17 protein-coding genes, 1 pseudogene and 2 CRISPR repeat arrays are annotated in these 24,708 nt (G+C 41.4%); of the genes and pseudogenes, 1 reads left to right on the top strand and 17 read right to left on the bottom strand.

Going from position 1 to position 24,708, the window contains the following annotated elements:
* Positions 1–6 precede the first annotated feature (6 nt).
* Positions 7–923 (bottom strand): annotated as a pseudogene (locus tag NYR52_RS08070) (DMT family transporter).
* Positions 924–1,107: 184 nt separating this feature from the next.
* On the opposite strand from NYR52_RS08070, the gene NYR52_RS08065 reads away from it, so the two are divergent.
* Complete coding sequence (locus tag NYR52_RS08065; protein ID WP_259436664.1) at positions 1,108–2,445, top strand: aminotransferase-like domain-containing protein; 1,338 nt, start codon at positions 1,108–1,110, stop codon at positions 2,443–2,445.
* A 72-nt stretch (positions 2,446–2,517) separates the two neighbouring features.
* On the opposite strand, the gene NYR52_RS08060 is transcribed toward NYR52_RS08065, so the two are convergent.
* From NYR52_RS08060 to NYR52_RS07990, 16 genes are all read right to left on the bottom strand, one after another.
* Complete coding sequence (locus tag NYR52_RS08060; RefSeq protein WP_259436663.1) at positions 2,518–3,693, bottom strand: mannitol-1-phosphate 5-dehydrogenase; 1,176 nt, start codon at positions 3,691–3,693, stop codon at positions 2,518–2,520.
* Between the two features lies 1 nt (position 3,694).
* Positions 3,695–4,126, bottom strand: coding sequence for a PTS mannitol transporter subunit IIA (locus NYR52_RS08055; protein WP_106342905.1), 432 nt, complete (start codon positions 4,124–4,126; stop codon positions 3,695–3,697).
* A gap of 5 nt (positions 4,127–4,131) precedes the next feature.
* Positions 4,132–6,225, bottom strand: coding sequence for a BglG family transcription antiterminator (locus tag NYR52_RS08050; RefSeq protein WP_259436662.1), 2,094 nt, complete (start codon positions 6,223–6,225; stop codon positions 4,132–4,134).
* A 55-nt stretch (positions 6,226–6,280) separates the two neighbouring features.
* Positions 6,281–7,717, bottom strand: coding sequence for a PTS mannitol transporter subunit IIBC (locus NYR52_RS08045; RefSeq protein WP_259436661.1), 1,437 nt, complete (start codon positions 7,715–7,717; stop codon positions 6,281–6,283).
* Between the two features lie 1,232 nt (positions 7,718–8,949).
* The gene (cdiI, locus tag NYR52_RS08040; RefSeq protein ID WP_022739214.1) at positions 8,950–9,348 is read right to left on the bottom strand and encodes a ribonuclease toxin immunity protein CdiI; all 399 of its coding nucleotides are present in this window, start codon (positions 9,346–9,348) and stop codon (positions 8,950–8,952) included.
* 40 nt (positions 9,349–9,388) lie between these two features.
* A complete protein-coding gene (locus tag NYR52_RS08035; RefSeq protein WP_259436742.1) occupies positions 9,389–10,759 on the bottom strand; it encodes a CdiA family toxin C-terminal domain-containing protein in 1,371 nt (456 codons plus the stop codon).
* A 355-nt stretch (positions 10,760–11,114) separates the two neighbouring features.
* Positions 11,115–11,447: a hypothetical protein gene (locus NYR52_RS08030; protein ID WP_259436058.1), complete on the bottom strand. Its 333-nt coding sequence runs from the start codon at positions 11,445–11,447 to the stop codon at positions 11,115–11,117.
* A gap of 591 nt (positions 11,448–12,038) precedes the next feature.
* Positions 12,039–12,662: a CRISPR direct-repeat array (repeat unit 37 nt; unit sequence GTTTCAATTCTCTCGATGAGATGCATTTCTTTGATTC).
* A gap of 137 nt (positions 12,663–12,799) precedes the next feature.
* On the bottom strand, positions 12,800–13,441 hold the full coding sequence (cas6, locus tag NYR52_RS08025) for a CRISPR system precrRNA processing endoribonuclease RAMP protein Cas6 (RefSeq protein ID WP_259436660.1): 642 nt from the start codon (positions 13,439–13,441) through the stop codon (positions 12,800–12,802).
* Positions 13,442–13,575: 134 nt separating this feature from the next.
* Complete coding sequence (cas2, locus tag NYR52_RS16755; protein WP_375163186.1) at positions 13,576–13,854, bottom strand: CRISPR-associated endonuclease Cas2; 279 nt, start codon at positions 13,852–13,854, stop codon at positions 13,576–13,578.
* 10 nt (positions 13,855–13,864) lie between these two features.
* Positions 13,865–14,857 carry a CRISPR-associated endonuclease Cas1 gene (gene cas1, locus NYR52_RS08020; RefSeq protein ID WP_259436659.1) on the bottom strand — a complete coding sequence of 331 codons (993 nt, stop codon included), beginning with the start codon at positions 14,855–14,857 and terminating at the stop codon, positions 13,865–13,867.
* On the bottom strand, positions 14,839–15,441 hold the full coding sequence (gene cas4, locus NYR52_RS08015) for a CRISPR-associated protein Cas4 (protein WP_022738941.1): 603 nt from the start codon (positions 15,439–15,441) through the stop codon (positions 14,839–14,841). Before cas4 ends, cas1 begins: the two co-directional genes overlap by 19 nt.
* Complete coding sequence (gene cas3 / locus NYR52_RS08010; RefSeq protein WP_259436658.1) at positions 15,441–17,555, bottom strand: type I-D CRISPR-associated helicase Cas3'; 2,115 nt, start codon at positions 17,553–17,555, stop codon at positions 15,441–15,443. The genes cas4 and cas3 overlap by 1 nt, the downstream gene beginning before the upstream one ends.
* Entirely contained in the window at positions 17,552–18,283 is a 732-nt protein-coding gene (gene cas5d, locus NYR52_RS08005) for a type I-D CRISPR-associated protein Cas5/Csc1 (RefSeq protein ID WP_259436657.1), read from the bottom strand. The genes cas3 and cas5d overlap by 4 nt, the downstream gene beginning before the upstream one ends.
* A complete protein-coding gene (gene cas7d / locus NYR52_RS08000) occupies positions 18,226–19,209 on the bottom strand; it encodes a type I-D CRISPR-associated protein Cas7/Csc2 (RefSeq protein ID WP_022738936.1) in 984 nt (327 codons plus the stop codon). The genes cas5d and cas7d overlap by 58 nt, the downstream gene beginning before the upstream one ends.
* A 15-nt stretch (positions 19,210–19,224) precedes the next feature.
* Positions 19,225–22,188: a type I-D CRISPR-associated protein Cas10d/Csc3 gene (gene cas10d / locus NYR52_RS07995; RefSeq protein WP_259436656.1), complete on the bottom strand. Its 2,964-nt coding sequence runs from the start codon at positions 22,186–22,188 to the stop codon at positions 19,225–19,227.
* A gap of 155 nt (positions 22,189–22,343) precedes the next feature.
* Positions 22,344–23,411: a helix-turn-helix transcriptional regulator gene (locus NYR52_RS07990; protein ID WP_022738934.1), complete on the bottom strand. Its 1,068-nt coding sequence runs from the start codon at positions 23,409–23,411 to the stop codon at positions 22,344–22,346.
* A gap of 55 nt (positions 23,412–23,466) precedes the next feature.
* Positions 23,467–24,007: direct repeats of the CRISPR family, unit length 37 nt; unit sequence GTTTCAATTCTCTTGATGAGATGTATTTCTTTGATTC.
* Positions 24,008–24,708 lie beyond the last annotated feature (701 nt).

The following is a 24,708-nucleotide window of genomic DNA, read 5'->3' as shown; positions in this document are numbered from 1 at the left end:
ATGCATTCACGCCGTCACCTTTTTTCTCCCCAAACGATTCGCCCCGATCACTCCGGCGATAATCAGTGCCGAACCGATGAGATGGTGCACCGTGATTTCTTCTCCCAGAAATATGGCTCCAGCGATAATGGAGACGACGGTCCCTAGATTGGCGAAAACACTCATTCTTGAAGCTTCTATTTTTGACAAGGCATAGTTTGCAGTCAGCGCTGTGACAAGTGAGGACAATACACCCAAGTAGAGAATGGAAACAACAAAGGAACCACTGGTAAGCGGGGCTAAAAGGAGGTCAAGCGTGCCGTCGGCCACATGAGTGGTGATTGAAACCGCCGAAAAAGAGACGAATCCGATTCCAGCATCACATAACTGATTTCTGTCGGGCTGTAAACCCGCAAAAGCGACCGGACTAATACGCTGTAACCGGCAAAAGCCAAGCTCGACATGACCAATAAGAAAATCCCGGTGAAATTCGAGAAATCGAAGTCTGTTCCCTTCATAACGAAGATCAACACAACGCCAGATACCGACAAGAAGATCGATACCTTCTGAAAGAGGGTTGTCACTTCCTTCAAAAAAACGGAGGCCAGTACCATGGTTACGATCGGTGTAAAGGCGTACAAAATACCTCCTTCGGCTGACGAAGCGTGTTGCAATCCAAACGCTTGAAAGAGGAAGAATCCAACTGGGTACATGGTCGCCAGCAACAACAAATTTAAAAGCTTACCGCGGAACTTAAATTTCACCCAACCAAAAGCAACTGGGATTGACATCACCACAAACGAAACAGCAAACCGGTGCGTCAACGTGTCAACCGGGTTGGCGTGTTCAAGCGCCACTTTGGTGAACAAAAACGAAAAACCGATGATCACCGCATTCAATACGGCACATAAATAAGCCAGTTTCAATCCGCTTTCGTTTTTCATCGTTGCTTCTCCCTTCTACAGGTCGGCGGAATCATTTTGAAAATGGATCATCCGTTAAATAAAAAGTATGGCAAATAGCAATTCCGAACAATGTCATTTTGGCAAAACTGTATCGATACAGTTGATTCGGTCAAGATATAATAATCAGTGGAAAGCAAAATCTGCCAACTCCGGAGGGAGCATTGTGAAAAAATATTTATCTATTCTTTCCGATATAGAGCAAAAAATCATGGAAGGAGAATACCGGCCGGGCCAAAAGCTACCATCTGTCCGCAAGGCGGCGAAGTCATACGGATGCAGCATCAGTACAATCACCCGGGCATACGCAGAACTAGAAAAACGGCACGCGATTTATTCCATCGCGCAAAGCGGTTTTTATGTAGTCGGACAGTCCGATGTTTCAAGCGACACCGCGAGCGACCTGATTGATTTCGCTTCAGCGTCACCTGATTTAACTGTGTTTCCGTATCTCGATTTCCAGCATTGCTTAAATAAAGCGATCGACATTTACAAATACCACCTGTTTACATACGGCAATTCAAAAGGGCTGGAAAAGCTACGCCATACGCTTGTCTCCCATTTGGCAGACAGCCAAGTGTTCGCTAAAGCGGAAAATATCTCCATCACTTCGGGCATCCAGCAGGCGTTGGAAATTTTGGCGAAGATGCCGTTTCCTAACGGGAATTCGGTCATCTTGGTCGAACAGCCAAGTTACAATCTTTATCTTCATTTCCTAGAGGCAGAGGGCATACCCGTTTGCGGAATACGGCGCACTGCGACAGGGATAGATTTGTGGGAATTAGAGGAGAAATTCAAAAGCGGCAACATCAAATTTTTCTACACCATGTCGAGATTTCACAATCCACTAGGTACCTCATATAGCACGGAGGAAAGAAAAGCCATCGCCAGTTTGGCCGACAAATACAACGTATTCGTTGTAGAGGACGATTACATGGCTGACTTGGGCCAAGAACGGAGTTTCGACCCAATCTATGCTTACAGCCAAACATCGCGCGTCGTTTATTTGAAAAGCTTTTCAAAAATCATTTTCCCAGGTTTACGATTGGGAGCGGCCGTGATTCCGAAGCAATTGTTAGATATGTTCTACACTTACAAAAACTACACCGATACCTCGCTTTTATCCCAAGCAGCGCTAGAAGTATACATCAAAAGCGGCATGTACGAACGACATAAGCACAAAATTTCCAAGCAATATGCGACGCGAATTCAGTTGCTGAATGAAGCGGTGCGGCGGCACAATGATGCGGGATTGATTGAAGTGTCGGATGTCAGATACGGGGTCTATGTACAATTTAAACTACCAAAAACGGTCAATCTCGAACGTCTGACACAACGGCTTGCGGCACGGAAGATCAAAGTGGTATCCAGCAAAGGATTTTATTTGTCGGATTACTTGGAGCGAGAAAAGTTTTTGCGGATCAGCATTTCTCGGGTACAACCGGAGAAAATCGATGAGGGGGTCAAAGCGATCATTGAGGAAGTGAGGCGGGAAAACTGGTAAAGCCTATGCACCTGTCAGGACCCTTAAATAGATCAAAGAGCAAGGAGTCATTGCCCCTTGCTCTTGTGGTTTTTACTTCATGTATTTACTTCGATCTGCCCTTAACGCATTTAACATCTTTACTTTTTCCATGATTAATGGAAACAATGGAGAGTCCGATCCAATCCCTGTATAAAGAGGAATGGTTTCAGCCAGCCCTTTTTCTTTGATGTCTTTCTGAATTTGGACAGCTTCCTCATCGTATTCATAATTAAACTGGAATGCCGCAGCAATGCCAATGCACAAATGCTCAGGAGTTACACCCAGTTTTAACAGTTGAACAGCAGGGCCGACTAAACGGTCGTTGGGTCCCAGCTTTCTTATCGGTGACCGGCCAATTCTCGTCACTACATCAGAAAGATAGGGATTAGAAAAGCGGTTCATAATCTTCTCGATATATCTTTCTTGTTCTTCTGAGCTAAAGTGATATTTCGTTGTTAGCAAGCGGCTGGTTTCCATAAGCGCTTGCTTGGTTGTGTTTTGGATAAATTCATCTCGCAGGGCCGCAGCAATCGCCTTATACCCAAAATAATATCCAAGATAAGCAGCCGTTGCATGACCGGTGTTTACCGTGTATAGTTTGCGCTCGATATATGGCTCCAGATTTGGGACATAGTCGACTCCCTCGATCTGGGGGACTTCACCTACCATGTTGGCCCGTTCAACCACCCATTCAAAGAAAGGCTCAACAGCAACACGAAGTTTGTCTTCATGCTTTTGCAATGGAACGATTCGGTCTACGGCCGCATTCGGAAAACCAACAAGTTCATCCACTTTTCTTTGATCTGCTTCGCTTAAATGCTGATAGACGTATTCTTTTAGCATAGAACTTCCGCCTATCGCATTTTCGCAAGCGATGATGTTAAGCGGTTGTACATTTTTATTGACTCGTTCTGCCAGTCCTTTTGCGATGGTTGGCGCAATCAATTTTAACACATTGGGACCGACCGCCGTTGTCACCAGATTTGCGTCCAGCATTTCTGCTACTACGGCGTTTGCATCTTGCCCGTTGATGGCTCTAACTCCACTCACATGAATTTGTTCATTCCCGGCATCAGCAATTTCTACTGTATATTCTTGTCTCCGATTGATTTCATCCACCAACTCCGAAACCACATCAACAAAGCAAACTTCATATCCGGCACGGCTCAATAAGGCGCCGATAAATCCTCTGCCGATATTTCCTGCCCCGAAATGTAATGCCTTCACCTTACATTCCTCCTTCCAAAAGGGCAATCAATTCTTCGGCAGATTTGGCTTGAATTAATTTCTTCACGTTTTCTTCGTCAGCGCAGATGATGGCGAGATTGGATAGTATCTCCAGATGCTCATCACCCACCGCAGCGATGCCGATCACCAGATAAGCTGTATTGCCATTGCCAAAATCGACTCCGTCGGGAATTTGCACAATCGAAATGCCAGTGGAGCGAATCCATTGTTTGGCATCGTTTGTCCCATGAGGAATGGCTACTCCGTTTCCAATATAGGTTGTCAGATCTTCTTCCCGCTCAATCATTTTGCCGATATATTCTTCAGAAACATGATTTTCTTTAACCAACAATTTTCCAGCTAACTCAATCGCTTCTCGTTTCGTCTCCACATTTTGGTTTAAGATGATTTTATCTTTAGATAAGATCCCCATTAAACTCACTCCTTGATGTTCATTTTTTCTGAGCAAAATCGATACAAGTGTTGCACAAAATATTGCCTGATTTGGGACTGATCATGGGATTCAAGAACCCGGTTGGTTTCCGGTTCGATTAACAATGCACTGATTTCACTTAAAACAGCTATCGCCTCATTCGGGATCGACACCGGACTCAACAATAGAAGAATCTTATCGATCTCAACCGTTCCTTCATCCATCGATTTGATTGGAATCGGCTCACTTAGGACATGCATGGTAAAAGAGGGTTGGGTCACCTGATCGTTTCGACAGTGAAACAGACCCAGTTTGGCATCAGGGATCCCAAGACCTCCTTGTTTCTCTCTTTCAAGCAGCTGGTGAACAACCGGTTCACTTTGAATAATGACACCTTTGCTCTCCAGTATTTCGCATGCTTGAGAAAGGATTTCTTTTTTGCTTAGGCTTCGATTCTCTATTTGTAATAAGCAAAAGTTCTTCATCAAATCAATGGCATGGCCAAGTAAAGAGTGTAATGATTCAAGTTGTTGCAAGCTGTTTGGCTGGGATGTTTGCTGGGCTTTCCCGCTCGTGACAGGCTCATACTTCCTTAAAAACGAATAGATCTTTTCAATCTCTTTGTCTGTCAGCATAGGGCTCACCCTGATATATTCCTCAGGCTTTTTGGATGGAATGGGTATCGTGGATACGATAAAGTCGTATTCACTCTCATCGATGTTGTTCAGCTCAAACACCGACACATTCCGTCGCACCTGAATCTCAGGAATGGAACTTGCCAGACGGCTGGCCAACATTTTCGAAGAACCAATCCCACTTGAACATACGATTAGTACACGAAAACGCTTTTTGGCCCGCGATGCTCTTTCCAAAGAGGAGCCGATATGCATAACCAAATATCCGATTTCTTCATCTGGCACCTGCAATCGAGGGAAAATTTCTTTCGCTGCTTGCTTAACGATTTGGAATAAATCAGGGTAATCCTTTTTGATGATATCGAGCATCGGATTACGAATCTTCATATTTCTCTTCATTCTGTGAATTGCCGGTTCCAGGTGGGTGATAAGATCATGAAGTAATGAACGATCCTCACTTAGATTTACTCCCACCTTTTCTTCACAAAAATGAATGAGATTCTTGGCAATCGCAATTAATTCGGCGTTGGCATCTTCCGGCGATCCGATTTGCGAAAGCCTTAATTTGGCCCCTCTTAAATGCATGGTGACAAAGCCGATTTCATCCACTGGAATGGGAAGGCCAAAAGAAGATTCTAGTTGCGCCACGATCTGTTTAGCAACTTGATATTCAGGTGTGCCTTCAAGTTCTTTCAAATAATCGGGGTCGATTTTGATTTTCTCTCCTTTGGTTATCCGTTCAATCACCAAAGAAAGATGGATGACAAGTCCAATAAAGGCGCTGTCTGCCAAGGGATACGAAAGAAGTTCGCTGATGTTGCGCAATGTGTTTTCGATAGCGATCAGCTTTTCTTTGGGAATCAGGTTGAGCAATCTTTCTGATGCAGTATCCGTTGTTGTAACGGGCTTATTTTGAATGTTTTCTTTCAATAGCTCCATGAGTTGCGACTCGTTTAGATTCTCAAAGATCAACGCGCTGATCGCTTTTCTTTTTGATGCTTCAGCACCAGTGATTTCAATCCCATATCCCCGCCTTCTGACCAATTCAAGATTGAACTGCTTGATCCAATCGTTGAGATGATCGAGATCATGGCTGATTGTGGCGGGCGTCACTTTTAAATCATAAGCCAGCGATATGATTTTCACCGGCTCTTTGGCTTCTAATAGGGTGCATAAAATGACGGTTTTTCTTTCTGCTGGCGTGTATTCAATGGGAGTGATCTCGGACAATGCTTGCTTCAGTTCATTCAACTTCTCTTTATTCCCTTGAATGATCAGCCCTGTTCCGGCCTTTTTCTTCAGTTTTAATCCATGACTTGTTATCAGCTTGTCCAGCTCATCCAGTTCCCGGTGAACCGTACGGGAACTGACTTGCACTTCTTCCGCGATTTTCCCGATCGTCACACCATCAAGCTCTCTTAGCAAGATTTCAAGAATATGGCGCTGTCTAGAGGAAATATTCATAATCCCTTACCCCGATTTACACAAAGAGATAAATGACTGGCATGGTGCAAGTGTTTTATCCTTTATTTTGCTCACTAAGCCGTTTGGTCAATTCATCATACTTCGGGTTATTTAAGAAATTGTCGACCGAGATGTGCTCAGCATGTGGAGCTTTGGCTTTGGCGCGATCGGTTAACGTCATTTGCGTTACCACAATATCTGCATCTTCCGGAATATCATTAATAGCAGTATTCGTCACTTCCACAGAGACATTGGCGTCCTTGAATTTTTTTCGCAGAATAGAAGCTCCCATCGCACTAGAACCCATTCCCGCATCACAAGCAAACACCACTTTTTTAACTAAAGCACTTTCTTTCTGTTGCACAACATTCTGTTCTACAACTTCACTTTTCTTGCCTTTCAGTTCCTGCATCTTTTCAGCGGCTTTAGCAAAATCCTCTTCACCGGCGCCCGACTTGGATTTCAGGAACACAGCGGAGACAAGGAAGGAAACAACTGTGCTCACAGCAATGCCGGCCAATACCGCGAGGAGACCGCCTTTAGGAGCCAACGCGATCAGAGCAAAGATACTTCCGGGAGATGGTACAGCAACCAGGCCTGCATCCAACAGTTGGAAGATGAACACACCACTCATACCACCGGCGATTACCGACAGGATTAAGCGAGGGTTCATCAGGATATACGGAAAATAAATCTCGTGAATACCACCCAAGAAGTGAATGATGGCAGCTCCTGGAGCTGATTGTTTCACAGAGCCTTTACCGAATAACCAATAGGCCAACAAAATCCCCAATCCAGGCCCTGGATTCGGTTCAAGCAAGAAAAAGATGGACTTGCCAATTTCTGACGCATCTTTTAGCCCCAAAGGACTCAGTACGCCATGGTTAATCGCGTTATTGAGGAACAATACTTTTGCCGGTTCGATAAATATGCTGGCCAAAGGCAGCAACCCTGCATGGACTATCCATTCCACACCAGCCCCCAGCAATTGGGTTGAAGTAGCCACTACAGGCCCGATAGCAACATAACCCAGAATGGTTAATATCGCACCGATAATTCCTGCCACAAAGTTATTGACCAGCATTTCAAAACCTGCGGGAATTTTTCCTTTAAACAACCCATCAACCAGCTTGATCACGGCGCCACCCAGCGGGCCCATGATCATCGCGCCCAAAAACATCGGAATATCCGTACCGATGATGATCCCCATCGTAGCAAGGGCCCCCATCACACCGCCTCGAACGTCGTAAACCATCTTTCCACCTGTATAACCGATGAGCAGAGGCAACAAGTATTTGATGGTCGGCCCAACCAGCTCAGCCAATTTTTCATTGGGAATCCATCCCGTAGGAATGAATAACGCAGTAATCAGTCCCCATGCGATAAATGCCCCAATGTTTGGCATTACCATTCCGCTTAAAAACCTACCAAATTTTTGTATGCGGACACGAATGTTTGTGTTGTTTTCAGCCTGTTTCACAGATTCACCCATAACCTAGCTCCTTTCTAACTTTAAATGATAAAATAATTATTCCCTCGTCCATATAGTAAAGCGGTTCCATGCCTACTTCAACAAAATGAAAACATAACTTCGTCATCCCCAATGTTGACAAAAATAAAATGTTGCTCATTCTTAATCTATCCACCCTAAGAGAGAATATTTAATTCGGAGTTAGGAAGTACGATGAAATCGTTCACTGTCCCCTTGTATCAACAGGCACATTTGCCAATAGAACTAATCACATTTACAAAAGCAACACCCTCGGCACTTAAATTACCGAGGGTGCTTCTTTGTGTTATGTAATTATTTAGGCCCATTGTTGTGTGAAAAGGGATGTCGGATGGATTCCAAGGAACGAAGTTGTTGAAAACTGATCACCATCTAGGTGCAGAACTTTGCATCTTCCAAAAACAAAATCTCTTTCCCAATATCACTATGATTACAACTAAACCGACAAGCTACTGAGCGAATTGATGGACGAAATACAACTTTCAATACCAATATGGTTACAACTAAACCCCGTATGTGAACATCAGTCATTTCAAGCATTTTCATTATAACAAAAACCAAAATAATCTGTGAACCGTTAATGATGCAAAAATCCCGGGAGGTTCACAGACTTTTTAGTACTGGGTTTGTGCTCTCCATTTGCAAACCGTGAGAAGTTGTTGGCGCATTCGACAGTGAAGAGGATCATACCATTTATCCCGGTTATAACATTTGTCGGCTACATAGCTGGGACATTACCATATTCTTTTTTTCGCTTGGGCGAGATAACCTCAGCCTGCGGTAAGTTGATTTTAGAATCACACAGACACTTAAACAACCTCCTCTGATTCATTCAGAGGAGGCCAAATAACCAGCACCATTGAGAGAGATTCATCTAATCCTCGATAATAATCAAGTTATTATTCATTAATAGTACTAGCTAGGAATACACTGTTCATAACTCCTGCCGCACCGTCTGAGCCAACTTTGCCTAGCCATGGATGAGCCAGTGTTGTACTTGGCCCTCGATCCGGAGAATTAATATGATGTTAAATGAACGTCACTTGCCTATATTAAAGCTATCCTTAATTTCTCTTAATAATTTACCAACCTCTACTTCTTGTTCTGGATATATATCTGTCTAAAAGCACCTATTACGTGGCAAAAGTCATCATAATCCCCTACTTCGTTTGAAATGGATAACCATTGCTCAAATGGACTCCAAAATCATTAAGTTATGTGTTTATATTTAAACTCTCCTTAATTTCACTTAACAGTTTGCAAACCTCTTCCTCTTGCTCCGGAAATTTTTTGATATATTCTTTACTGTGATCAATAAGACAATTATAAAAATCCTTAAAACTCAAATAGCCCATTGTATCTTCTTCCGCCGCAGGATAATCTTTAATTAAAGATACTTCATCTTCTTTACAACGATATTCCTCCCATTCATCAAAATCATCATGAAATAGAATCCTGACACATTCTATTCCAAAACCTGTTTTATCTTTAAATCTATTTAATGCATTAATGAAATAACTTTCTCCAATAAACCAAAAATAAAATTTCATAAAATCCTTTTTTTCTTTCTCATCATCAAAGATTTTATAGATCTGCTCCTTGTTATTGTACATACATTAAATCCTCCCTATTACCTCGATAATAATCAAGTTATTAATTAAACGTAGGAAAAAAGTTTGTGATTTCCCCTTGATCATTGATAAAACCTCTAAATTTCATTCCATTTTGGCTAAAGCCTGTAACTACTCTCCCTTTAATTCTTTTCATTTTAAGGCCTTCTTCCATCGCCTCTTTTCCCCATTGAATCATTTGAGCATCAGTATAAACGTTAGGGTCATACACAGTTTTAGGCGTTGGTATTACTTTATATTGACCAGAGGGGATTAGTTTTCCATCTGGACCATAAGTTAAGGATGGAATCCTATAATATACTTCATACAAACCGGGAAAAGTAGGATGTTGCTGTTTACTAATTATTAAATTGCTCGGATCCATACCTGTTGTTTCCAATGTTTTATAGAAGTCATGCATATTATGTCCTCCGACAACCCCTTTTTTCCCTTTCCCTATTCCTTCTCCAACGGTAAAGTGAGTATCAAATCCACTTTTGAATTTTACTGTATTATGGTTACCATTCGAAGCAAACTTCTGTAACCAAACACCAAACGGTGTATCCCCAACAGTCTTTGGAAAAGTCGTCCCGTCCTTAAAAACAGAAACAGCCGTTAATGGAATATCATTGATTTTGGACACAATGGTAGGAGCAACGAGTTTGCCTCCATATTGAGCAACCCCCATACAAGCAAAACCGATCGCGACACCTAATAATCCGGCAAGCCCTGCTTTTTTCCAATCCACCTTCCCATCACGCATATAATCAAAAGAGGCACTGTCCGCCACTCCTGCCGTACCACCTGAGCCAACGAATGGAAGCCATTTTCCTAGCCACGGAGGAGCCAGTGTTGCAATTCTCCCCCCGATCAATCGAAATGCGAGCGCTCCGGCCCCCAATCCGACCAAACCAGCTATTGCACCAATCAACGCCTCTTGCGCAATACCGGAAACATCCTTATCATCTATCCAAGCTCCAAATCCACCAACCGCCATTCCCATCACGATCGAAATACCCACAAGGGGGTTGGAACTTAGAAAAAACAGACCCAGCCCCAGACACAGCAGCGCCAAAATCAAGGATAACTGCTGTTGCAACCATTTTAGCAGTTGATCAATAAAGCCGGTCGATTCTTGCACCGGGGCTTTAGGAATCTCCGCCTTCGGTACCTCAATCTTATTTTCCGGTATCTTCACTTTCGGTATTTCAATCGGGTCACTCGGTATCTCCACTTTCGGTATCTCAATCGGGTCATTACTCGGAATGCTTGGTATTTCAATGCCTTCTGCAAGCAATATCTTCTCTGATTTTGTGCCCAACCATGTATGAGTCTGTGCTAATGCTAAATGGGGGATATTCAAATGTATGATTAATAGTATTAATAGAATAGTAGATATCTTCCACTTTCCCATAAACAATAATATTCCTCCTTCATCTTAAACTACCTTCACTTCTGGAAAAATCATTATCTGGTTTAACAAGATGACAAGACCCAATCCACAGGCAAGTACAATGATATATACCCACATTGCTAAACCTTAACTACTTACTGATGCGTACCTTTTTGAAAGAAGTCCCCATCACGTGGCAAAAATCATCATAATCCCCTGCTTCGCTTGAAATATTGTGATGTTAAGGCCACCTCTATGGTGACGACATATTCATACTCTATTAGGTTTGAGGAAGGTAATTGGTATTTTTATCTCTATTTATTCCCACTCTTGATCTTCAGTAAGTTTTCCTGTTTCAAAAAAGTGTTTCACTGCTTTAATCATACTCAACAAGATATCGTTTGGGTATATCCGTACCTACCTTTTGCACAGTAATGTTTATGTACTCTTCATCCATCTCTGATACAGAAGAATTAACCAACTCTTCACTGTAACCATCATCATAATAGGATAAATAATATAGTCTCACTCCGTTGTATTCGTCTCCCCCGGCAACCATCAAATCTCCAGCCTGATCAGATAATAAAGAAACATGATCAAGGTTGCATCCATCCAATTGATCCAAAATGGAATGAACCTGATCCCAACTTGGATTTGATATAACTTCTTTTTCTCCTGGCTTTAAAATGCAAAGCTTCCATTGATTCATATTTACACCCCTTTATTACTGAAGATTACGATCATTTTACATACTAATCCCCTCTTCCTTATAAATAATGAGCAGCCATGTTTTAACTGACTTCCAGTCATCATCGTCATCATCCAGATGCTGTATGGGAAGATGCATTCTTCTTCGTTCCAATGGTATTAGCTACCATCGATTCATTGACTTTACGGTAAAAGAAACAAATGGCGGTGGCTCGTTTCCCTCCGTAAAAAAGAACCATTTGGCAAATTGCATAAATATGGTCTTTAACACTAAACCGTGCATACAAATCAATCATTTACAACATTATGAGAGTTAAATGATCGCTATCCTACCTAAATAAATTTTAAAAGGGCTTATGGTCTGATACCAAGAGCCCTTTTTTGTGTTGAAATGCCCTATTTTCGAATCCTTTCTCAGCTAATTGATCATGTTGACCACTTAACTCTTTCCTCTCCCTTTGTATGGTTTGCTTCAAAACATCAATTATTTACCCTTCAGCCGTCGCCACAGACAGCGCCATTGCACTTGTGGAAGATGAGATGCATTTCTTTGATTCTATGTTGAGTTTGATTCGTCCAATTTCCACGCGGAGTTTCAATTCTCTCGATGAGATGCATTTCTTTGATTCTGCGATATTGCTTAGAGCGTTATATGAACAACTTACGTTTCAATTCTCTCGATGAGATGCATTTCTTTGATTCTCAAGCGGTTGGCATGAGGAGTGCAAATATGCTTCCCGTTTCAATTCTCTCGATGAGATGCATTTCTTTGATTCGCGGCTCGAATGTTTCCGGGTCAACCCACCCGATAAAGTTTCAATTCTCTCGATGAGATGCATTTCTTTGATTCGGGGCTTCTTCGGAAGTCTTTTTTTATTGGAAAGGAGGTTTCAATTCTCTCGATGAGATGCATTTCTTTGATTCAAGACGTTTCCGTCCAAGTCGATGACCGATATCTGTTTCAATTCTCTCGATGAGATGCATTTCTTTGATTCTCTGGCCTTTGGAAGGTTTCCAAATGAATTCAAACGGTTTCAATTCTCTCGATGAGATGCATTTCTTTGATTCTTCCGGCTGTTAGAGGAGCGTCAGAACTTCACCGACAGTTTCAATTCTCTCGATGAGATGCATTTCTTTGATTCAAGACTGATGATACGAATTAAATCCAATTACAGTATAGTTTCAATTCTCTCGATGAGATGCATTTCTTTGATTCGGCGTACGTCGAAACACTTGTCTTCAAGCATGTATCCCCCCCTTTTGCGAACACCTCCTTAAAAAAGGATAGAATGATCCATTCGCCTGTCGTATCAATCCATCTCTAAATCCCCAAAACCCTTTATTTATAAGGCATTAAGGATTGCCGACGACCTCCTGGCTTTTTTCCGAAGCATAGGGTGTTCGCAATTTGGATTGATTATGCGGAATTAATTTGACTTGTCCCATCCCCCAGGCTGTTTTATAGCCAAACCCCATGATCGAGCCATAGCATGCTAACTTCCAAAGCCACTTCTGATCCTCAAAAGGCAATTTATTTGTATTTAAAGTCATTTTCCCCAAAAAACCGATGGCTTGAAATTTTTCAAAGTCGACGACCACGGTTTTGAAAGAAGCATAATTAATTTTGATGGTCCGAATCATGGAGTATGGAAAATCAATGTTGCCTGTATGCGTAATTTTTAAAGCGCTTAGAAACAGAAGGGTTGGATCTGGCAGAGGGTAGTAATTGCCGGATTGGTAAAAAGTGGTTGGAGAAATAAAATGCAACGTAAATTTCGTCGCAAACCTTCGCATGATGTCTTCATCCGAATAACTGATCAACTGAACCTCTTGAACCACACCTTTCCAATCGATCAAATCAATCTCTTTTTGAACCAAAAAATGCTGTTGCATACATTGAATAAATGCTTTACTTGGGCTTTGAATATGCAATTCATCATTCTCAATCAATAGATGAGCAGAGAATATTTGACGTTCTTTCCGATCATGAATCATCTGGGAAAGCACCGGATCGGTGTTTTGAATCGCTTTTAATATATAGCCATGCAATCTTCGCCCCCAAACACCTCGATCCAATTTCTTTCCATATGGCTTCAAAAAGATGCGCAACCGATACATGCTCTATCTCCTTACAAGATATAATCACTTTCCTTGACACTTTCTTCAGAGGATTCACCTTTGTAACATGTTTTCCTCTGGCAAGAATGACACAAATGATATATACATAAAGAATCTTCTTCTTTATCCAACAAAGCAAACAATCGATGCTCGAGTTCGATCCAACGCTTTTCATCGCAATCTATCTCAAACAACGAATACTGAACCCATCTGCCATAATCTTTCAATATCTTAAATATCTGATTTCTCCGTCTATCATTCATGATATCATAACTAATTACTCGTTTCATGATATTCCCCCTATTTAGCCAAGAACGGGTAGTATTCCTCCAGCTCTCCCTTTACACACTTAGCCAGTAAAACGGCTTGTTTATGTAATATTTCACGATAGGTATATTTTTTCTCCAAAAACGAATGATACACGCTATCTTTTCTTCGTTTATCGAACTCTTGTAAAAATCTTTTTCGGGCAGCTTTTTTCAATCGCGGTTCGCCTTGATCATGTTGAAAATCATTCACCTGAATACTTCCCTGATTAATCAATTTCACAACCAAATTATCTACAAGCAAGCACCGAAATTCCTCCATCATGTCTAATGCCAATGACTCACGGCCATACCGCTCACGATGCAAAAAACCAATATAAGGATCTAATCCCGCCGCGCGGAGAGCTCCACTTATTTCGGCTCTTAATAGCGCATAACCATAATTAAGCAACGCATTGATAGGATCCTTGGCCGGTCGACGGCTTCTACCGTGAAACGGAAAGTCCTCTTTCTGAATAAGAAGAGGAAAAGCCTCAAAATACTGTCGGGCAGCCATGCCTTCAATTCCACGGAGATGATTTAAATCGCTTACTGTTAAGCATTGTTTCATAGCTATTTTTAGGCTTTGGATCGGTTGGTCCAAATGAAGCTTTCTTCGTCTGGCATAGCGTTGCAAGCTTGTTCGCGTATTTTTTATCTTAGCCATCACCATGTTTCTTGCGATGTGCAAGCTTCTTTCTTCTGAAAGATGCATTTCAACCTGTGCAATTCGTAAGCGGACATTTTTATTGTCTGGACCAATAAATCTCCCCACCACATCATATCCATCAAAATAAACAACATCAATTCCCTTTTCTGCCAGCATCATTAACGCATCTGTAGTCAATGTGGACGAAGAATGGATGAAAAACCGTCTAAAATCTTGTACTCTTAATTCTTTTATAAGCACCTGATTTTTAAAGACTTTCAAACGCTCGGATTCTTTTCGTACAAAGCAATATGGCTCTGTTAAATAAAACGTTCCCACCGAATTTTCCCCCTTAATTGCCTCCGTTCACGTGGTAAGCAATAATCGACTAAGCTACATTTGCAACATTTTTTCCAATCATCTATACCAGCAGGAGGATTGTCAGATAAATATAATTCTCGGATGAGTCCAATAACCTCTATGGTACGTCTTCTGATCTCCTCATCGAAAATCACTTTCTTGCGTTGATGTGACCCATAAAAAAAGAGATAACCAAAATCAACCTGCTTACGCAAATACTCCTCTAAAGCTAATGCTTGAGCGCAAACTTGAAGCACATTGTTCTCCCAGTCGGCAGCTTTTCCCCTTTTATACTCCACCGGATAAATTTGCCCCTGTTCTTCTTCTATGAGATCGCACCGAATAGACAATCCATATTTCTCAGAATAGAGGAAAACGGACCGATAACCTTCCCGTTCTCCCCTTGTTTCTCTGCCGACGTGATCCACATGTTCATGTAACAACTTTCCATGCATTGTATAAACGTTATGGTAAAAGGTCTTCTCAACATATTCGTAATAACACCGCCGTGGGCAAAATACATATGCGTTGATCGCATGCCCTTCTACCGTCGGATTTTCCATCATAGCACCTCACTTCGCACACGTTCCATGATACTCCATAACTGAAACGCCTCCGAATTAAAAGCGATACTCCAGTCTGCACCTTGTTTCTTTGCAGGATATATACGAAACATCGGTGGTAAACGAAGTAGATCACTTAATTCCCATATAGAATGGTTCACCATATATGCAACCCAAGACTTTTTTTCAGCGGAATGGAACAGTTGCTTTAATTCTTGATTTAACCATGGGTCTTCCGGTGCTTCCAAACTCAATCGATCAATCCGAACCACCTGGCCTTTATGCTTGGATACAGATGATCGCAATTTCCAATGTAATCTTGCAGGTTTTTCCCGGATGCCCATCGCGACCGCATATCCTAAAACGTAATCATTTTGAAGAGCTGCCAGATGTTCCTCTCTCTCGGCTCCTCTAAATCGTTCATTCACTTTCGCAATCATTTCCTCTTTGGTAATAAAGCGAACCATTCGTCTTCGGAGTACAAACCAAAAATCATATTTCCTTAATGGAGCTTCAGGTATTGATTCATCCCAAAACCAAACGTCTGGATAAAATGTTTCATGATGCTCTGATTCTTTACGCCAACTTTTCAACCTGAATAAATGACTTTCCAATGTATTTTGCCCACGGAAACTTATGACCGGTTCCAAAATTTTTTCTTGTTTCAACTGTTCATAACGAGTGCGTTGGCTTTCAAATCCTTCTCCATAAAGTAGTTCAATGGATTGCTTGATATTAGCCAATATTGGATTCTCTTTCTTTTCAAGCTGGTGCTTTGCTATTAGATGATAGTGGTGCACTAAATTCATACCGCCCACTTTATGAATATAAGGTATAAAATCTTGATAATATTGATACGATTGCATAATGAAATCTTTTAACTCACTACGAGTTACCTGTGCAGGAGATTGATTGTTTATCCTTTCAGCGACATATGGGGGAGCATAAGCCCAAACATGCAATGGCGGACTGGGTTTGGAACAACTTCCTCGACCTATTCTTCCTAACCGTTGCATGAAGCTCCCCGCACTCCTCGCTTCAAAAATAAGAAAATCCTTATGCATGTCTCCTTGGAAATCAACCCCTACTTCTACTGTAGCTGTAGCGACTGTGATTTGTTTACCTAATTCAATCTCGCTCTTTTGACGGTCAGACAGTCCGTGAACCTCTCCTACCTCATATCCTTTCTCCCTCAATTGACTCGCCAACATTTGTGCTTCATGAATTGAATCAAGAATTACAAGCCCTTTGGCCTTTGGGTATTGAAATAAATATTCTTCTACGTCTCTCCAATTCTCCAATATCTTCTCAGCCGTTTGCCATTGGCGAAGATTACTTGACTTTACTTGCAATTTCAACGGCTCCAAATACGTTCTTTTGGAGAAAACAGGGGGCTTGGTTGCATCCAACCATTCCTTTACTTTATCCTGTACCCTCCAAATCTCGATTCCCAAATTTCTCGCTAAAGCAAAAAACTCATTTCGCGGGGTCGCCGAGGAGAGCAAAAAGGCAAAGGGTTTATATGGAGCAACGGAAATGAGCAGAGCCATCCATTGTAACAAAAAATTTATCTGAGCCACATGATACAGATGAAACTCATCAAAAATTTGCAATTGAAACTCAAGTAATTGATAAAAAAGAGCTGGCTGTTCCCCTTTTTTATATGAATGAAAACGCTCCTGAGAAATCAACATCAGATAATCTGGATTGGACAAAATCAACCGAAAAGCAGGATTCATTGATTCTGCAAGTTGCTCAATTGTCGTCTGACCTGGTTCGCGTCTCTTCTTTAATTCGTCTGCCGTCCAGATACCAATATCTTCCCAATCCTTTAAAGGGAGATTTTTTTGAACTGAGCGATATTGATCTTTAATCAGTTCATTGACTGGGTAAATACCTAACGCTTTGATGTGGGGATCATAGAGTAAAGAACTATAGTTGGCTAGTGTCTTACCTGCACCTGTCATAGCCTCATTCCAAATGATCACTTTCTTGTTTTGATCAATTACTTCTCTAATCAACTGTTGTTGAACGATTTGATGTGCATAGGGCTTCAACGTGCCGACAAATGGAACATCATACGTATTTGCTGTTTCTTCTTTCACATAAATCATTTATCCCACCACCAAAAAGCTGATTCAGGTACCCATACATTTCGATGATCGCCATAAGATATCTGATAGCCATCTAGTTGCTCATCCCATTCAACCCCTTGTACCAGACGGGTTGGCAAAACGTTGTACATGGCTGAGAAATATACCGGCAGGCAAGCAATATCTTGAATATTAACCATATGTGGACAAGTATTTCCTTTCTTTTTGGTCAACAACACTTCTTGCATGGTAATCGATGCCAGACTCATCCACTTTCCCAACCTTATTTTGGACGGAATCGGAATCGGATCATGACTTAAAATATAGGTTTCAAATGTTGATCCAGGCCGAATGCACTTAATGAACCCCCAGTTTGGGTATCCCATACTTTGTGTTCGTTTCATCAAAAACGCTTCATCGGTAGTGTTATACTGCATCATTCGGTGGGAAATATGAACCGGCACAGCAGGATAAACATACACCCCTTGTTCATTCAGCGGTTGAAGTTGTTGTTCGTATTGAGGAGATTGCATTTCATTGAAATACAGGGAATCTACCCACCCCATCGCATAAGCTAAGGCGTAGTTGTGGAGAAGGGAAGCGGTCTCCGCGACCTTTCCCTTTTCCATGCTGGCAAAAAACAAGTAATCCTCCAATTCAATGCCGATACGATAGGCATATTTTTTCTCCTTTACTTGGACCGTTTTTTCAGGTACGCTTGATGATCTTCTGCCAGATTTTTTAGCCATTCGCGATTCCCCTCCTCACTCTTCCATAGTTGACGCAAGCCAGAAAAAACAGATTCCAACTCTTCACCTACATACAATTGGATGGGTAAGTAAGAGTCTGCAACCACTTCATTCAGTGCATGTAACATCGCCTGCCGCACTTCCTCTTGTTCCAAAGGCCCTTCGTGGATTTTCTCTCCTTTTTCCTGAATCAAGTAATCGAATACCCTTTGTGTCAACTCCAAGTTCGACATTATTTCGGTGTTTGTAAACAACAAACCAATGATATGATTCTTCACATACCCTTGCCGGTTGCTTTCAGCACCATAACGAGTAGTAGACAAAATATTACGCAAAATATAAACCAACTCACTCGATGTCACGTCAATCGCTGTTTCGATCGTGGGGAAGAACACTTGAGGCCGGATATGCTCTCGCTCAGCAAATGCACTGCCTGCTATGCCTCCTTGCGTTGTATCTTGAATCGCATTCAGTGTGATGGAGCGCTGTATAGCTTCATATTGACGAATAGAAAATCCTGAGTCTGTCAAAACGCGTGAACGCTGTGCTCCATCCCCACTGGTCGCAGCAAAGCCATACAACAAACAATCCGGACATTCTCCACACATTTTTTTCATGTAGTCACAGGTTTCTCCCCACCCCATTTGTCGGTTGAAGGCACGACCCGTACGCCGTTCAGGAGCTACTTGCTTCCTTTTTTGCAATACAACTCGAGAAAGCAACTGATTCTTTGTCCGTCCTGCACGAACCATTTCAACATCCAGGTGTTGTCCCTCCGTAGTTAGGACGGCAGTTGAATGAAATTCGCGGAGAATCACCATGCTGACATACACCCGTTGGGGAGATTTGGGAATCTCCTCTAACAAATGCTGATCCAACAATTTTTTTACAACGCAATCTTTCCAAGTTACATTAGATCCTTTCATATACATCCTCCTCAATTAATCTTGATTCTCATCTTTTCCCATAAACTCTTTTTGCCTTTCCAGGTGTATCGCAAAATAGATGCCATCTGCCAATTGATTTTCTTTTTGATTCAACTTCATAATACTTTCATTACAAACTCCAGAGAAAAATTCATCATATACAAGATTGACTAACTCCATCACCTTATCCGTATCAATGGGGGAGGGAACATACCCCAACTGTTGCCCCTTTAATCGTTCCAGCCTCTTATGCACGGCTCCGCAGAGGCTCTCCTTATCCCTCCTGCCTTCTTTGATTCCCTTGATAATGATTCGATACAGATTTTCATACCGGTGAGCCCGTCCATCTTGTTTCGTGCTTGGCTTATACAAAGCCAGAGTAGCCAAAGCAATTTTTTGTGCCAACGACACCATTGTTCCCCCTTTATATTCGTCGATTTGTTTACATGAGCGAATAAAACTTGGACTGGTAAAATTCTTCTCCATGCTACATCGTTTGAAAAAATAGGCTCCTGAAAGCGGATGTACTTCGAGTTGATGCAGGATTGTTGAAATATTTTTATCAGTAGGCTTACTGTAATCAAGTGGATGTACCGTTTGGTGGATTTCCCATAAATATGCCAAACGGTAGATCAATTCTTTGGCATTTTCCACAGGAACGATAAAATCTGTGTCCCCTCTTTCTTCCACAGTCCCCAATAACTTTGCCACTTTATAGGGGGGCGCATCCAAATGAACGGCATAACGAATATCCTTTATTTCTGACAGCGGCAAAAACGCTTTCTCTGTAACCACGATTCGGAAGCCATAGATGGTATGAAGTGATAGGGCTACTGTTAAAGCCTTCATCCACGCTTCTTCTCTTGTTCGAACCAATGTGGCACTATTGCTATAACAATGAAAAATGAATAACATGATATTCCCCGGAAGACCTGCATTCATTACGTCACCAGTGTCGGGAAGCTTTCCGCGCTCAGCTAAAACCATTTGTAAATACTCATGGTATCTGCGAAAATGCGTTTTAAGATGCTCCCGTAAAACCTCTACATTTTCTTCTATAAATGGCATTTGCCAAGTCGGAAGATTTTTGCTTTTATGCAGATTAAGCGAAGTGAAGTCATCATCCAAGTCTTCATACAACTCGACAAGCGATTGGTCTGTTAATTGATATGATGGTACTGCAAACAAGTGAATTTGGCGGGAAACATCATACTCTCCTGGACTTCCCATTTTATAAATTTTGCGCAACGAATATTCGAATGCACAAACCCCACACCAATGAAGCGCAGACACACTTTTTTCTTTAGGCAACAAACGATTACTGAAAACCTGAACATCGTCTTGGATCATGGGCGCCTTTATGACTAAATCAACACCGGATAGTATTTGGCGATTACAAATATTGCACACTTTCTTCTGGCTGCGTTTTTTTGGCTTTAACAACTCGCTTGATTGAAGCAAATTTAAACGCCGTTTTCTTTCCCAAGACAGTGTCACTTCTTCAGCAAAGTAGTTTTGTAACTCCTCATGCAGTTTCATTTCCGACTCAGCTATTTCTTTACAGCGCGCTGCTGTCACTTTGTCCTGAAGAAATGTTGTTGCCATTTGCCTAACTTGAAGATAAATATCTTCAATAGGAACCTGCAAAACTTCATATCCATCTACGCGAGCCGACAAGAGATAACGATAAGATAACCAAATCGCCGCATCAAAACGTCGGCTGCTGCTTTGCATGCTCTTTGGAACAATTTCCAAAATGTCTGTCACCATTAACCCTAAGTATTCTGCAATCATTTGTATGGCTTCGCCTGAACTGACTTTGTACAACCGTTGCAACAACCGTTGCAAAGCAGCAAAATACTTTGCGGTAAACGCCCATTTTTCTCTAAAATCCTCACTTGGAGACGAATTCATTCCTAATTTTGCGTATAACTCAGCCAAGTGATCTACTTTATACGCCCTTAATCTCTTTGCATCAAAACGGTCTTTTTTATCCTCAGGAAATTGATTGCTCCTCGAGGATTGTTTGCGGAATATTCGGTAAAACAATACAGAAAAATCTTCGGGATCAGAGTACAAAGCAAAGGCGAGGGTTTGACAACGAAATGTGGCGCGATCAAATAAGTCTTCTTCATTCACTTCATCTACTTTACTGTCCATGGCCTGTTGAAACATCTGGATCAACTGTTCGATTACAGTCTCTTTTGCAGGAAGTTCCTGGCTTCTAAATGTGATGTACAGTGTCCCATCTCCAAATCGTAACCATGGATAGAATCCCCATTCCTTCATGATCGTTGCTAAGCCATTGTGCAACAGGGTTGTGATCATGCCGCGAATCTCTTGCGTCTGGTGAAATTCGATTCTCATCGCTTGCATTAATTTTGGGGGCAACAATTGCTTTAAAAGGTGACTTAAATTATACAACGTTCGCCCCTTTTGACACTCAGCAATACTCGTAATAGACGCTAACTTGTCCATCAATTTGACCCAAAAATAGATATGGGTCCAACGGTACTCGCCAGAGAGTAAACCAAAATCCCCAAGTTTGTTAGATAACGAAGACACAGCAGCTACTCGCAAAAACGCAGCAGGTGGCGTCTTAATATCCAACCCTATACACAGTTTTTCCCCCAACTCCTCCAGCTCTTCCAAGGCCCGGTCATACTCGCTTCCCACTTTCTTATGCAATTCCTGAACTTTATGAAGATCATGCAGGACAAATGCAACCAAGGCGATTTTTAGTTCCACAACACGAAAAGGAAGGTGATAAGTCTCAAGTTGTGCATAAAGAGAAAGAAACGCCTCGATGCCGGATCGTATATGCTGCCACATCGTCTGATCAACCAAGTTTCGGTCTACTGCATAGTGTTCTTTATTGTATTTATAGGACTTTGCTATGGCATCAGCAAACAGCGTACCCTGATATTTCAATGTTGCAAAATTCGTTAGTAGCTGTTCGGCAAATTTAAATAAATCCATTTTCCTCACCCCCTGCCTTCGATTATCAATGCTGCAACAAGGATTTTCAACCAAAGCAACTGTGTAGAAAATACAATTTGGAAGTAATATATACTTCCAAATCGAAATTTAGAGACAAAAAAATCGCTCTAGCGGTCGCAAGCTAGAGCGATTTTTTATTGATTAAATACGCTGAGCCGATAAACTTGATCGAATAAAATTTTGATTTCATTCTGAATTTCTTCTTTAAAATGGCGGGGTGCAACCACTTCCAATGCGCTCCCCCACCCTAAGACCCACTTTTTCAACTCCATGGGACTCGCTACATTGGGAAACTTAATCTGGCCAACAACATATTTTCCCTGGATCATTTGTCCTATTAATTTTATCTCTTGCCTTGGATGCCACTCCTTTTCAACAATCCGTTGGAATGCATTTTGCTCCAAAATATTGAAAATATAGTCTTCCCGTTGATTGTTGTTATTCTCCGCTTCAAACATTTGGTCAATATAAGTGTCAGCATATGATTCTTTATAATTTAAAACCTCATTTGCATTTACCTTGTTAGCGATTGGAGAACGGATCCATACCTTTTTCACCTCTAATAACCGATCCAAACGATAATGTATGATTCTCTGCTTTTTAATTTCCTCTCCAAAAGGCGTCGTTGCTTTTCCAATAATATAAAAATTGCTTTTGCAATAATATACCATATACGGATCAAAGTATCTTATCGCCTTTTTATAACGAAATCGTATAATTTGATTGCACAAAATCGCATCAAAAACCTCATTTAACGCTTGATAAAAATGAATTCGCTCCTTTGGGTAACCAAATTGTTTAATTCGATAAAATTTAGACCAACTTTTCATCTTCTCAATATCTTGCTTAGGCAAAACAGAACAGGCATGTTGAAACAGCAACTTATACGCTTCTTGCCCTTCATTCAACAACAATGGTTCAACCTGTTTAAGTGCTAAGAAAAGATATAACCTCACCTTCGGACTCAGATTCACAATGCCTCTTGAAAAGTTACCTTCGTATTTCCCATGATATCTGGTAATATACTCCCTTTGATTTGGTGTATTTAGTTTTTCTCTCAAATAGTCGATATCGTTGCGGACTTGTTTATCGCTGACTCCATAACGCAATGCCGTCTCCTTAATTTTATATGGCCCCGGATCAAGCAATAATTCTGCAAGCATGGCAAATAACCGCTCTCGATATTTCACATGTTTTTTCAATTGATCATTCACCTCAACTAAAACAAAAAATCTCTCTTGTGAGAGATCCCGTTACGTTTCCATTCTCTCGATGAGATGTATTTCTTTGATTCACCTGTACCCGCGTCTACTGTCGGCGTCCCTTGGGTTTCAATTCTCTTGATGAGATGTATTTCTTTGATTCGCTCTTCTATGGTAAGGTTTTTCTTTGTATCAGCGGTTTCAATTCTCTTGATGAGATGTATTTCTTTGATTCCTTGAAGCGGAAGAGCTTAACTTGTTTAAACTGGCCGGTTTCAATTCTCTTGATGAGATGTATTTCTTTGATTCACAGCGAATTAATAGCGATGTCTGCGCTAATGGCTGTTTCAATTCTCTTGATGAGATGTATTTCTTTGATTCTTTAATTAGCGTCGACTGCGAAACGTACGACAAAGTTTCAATTCTCTTGATGAGATGTATTTCTTTGATTCCAAAATCCCTAAAAGTGTGTTAGCTGCCACTTTTGAGTTTCAATTCTCTTGATGAGATGTATTTCTTTGATTCACCCGTAGGCTGTTCGCTCTAATTCGTCCCAGTTGTTTCAATTCTCTTGATGAGATGTATTTCTTTGATTCGGCATTCGCCAAAGCGCTTGTCCTGCAGCCATGGTTATCCCCTTTTGCGAACGCCTCCCTAAAAAAGAATATAAATGCCCCTAATATGTCTGATAAAATACGACTCAAAATCCCCAGACCCCTTTATTCATAAGGCATTAAGGATTTCCGACGACTCCCTGGCTTTTTTTCGAAGCATGGGGTGTTCGCAAAAATCTGATTACACCCTTCATTTATAATAGCATAATTAATCACTCGTTTCATGATATTTCCTCCATTTGGTGAAATTACATTTCAAAATAATAAAACGCCAGATTTATATTTGAGCTTGTAAGATGAATAAGCCAGCAGCTCCAAAGCCATTTTTTCATTTGTTGCACTTGTGCATCGGCGCTCCTCGAGAATTGTATGAAGAGGGCTAAAAACGCCCTCTTTCAAAAAGCTGTCACCAACACTTCCATTTCAGACGCCCCTGATACAGACCATAAATATATGTTTGGCTCTTCTTAAAACGAGGAATGACACTAGCAAGATCACGTGGTAAGCAAACCTCTTTTATTTCAGGAGGGCATGATATAGCAAAAAAGCATTATTATTGCGCGAATGGGAAATCAGTTATGAAGTAGACGGGTATCTTCCTTTGTTGCTACGCTATGGGGCGTAATGGGAAGCCTGAGGGGCGCAGATCAATACGAGCTGGGGGCACGTTCACCATTTGACGT

Origin of the sequence: Laceyella sacchari, assembly GCF_024927925.1 — a bacterium.
Classification (GTDB): Bacteria; Bacillota; Bacilli; order Thermoactinomycetales; family Thermoactinomycetaceae; genus Laceyella; species Laceyella sacchari.
Note: the sequence above shows the minus strand (reverse complement) of the source record. Positions and strands in the feature narration are given on the sequence as shown.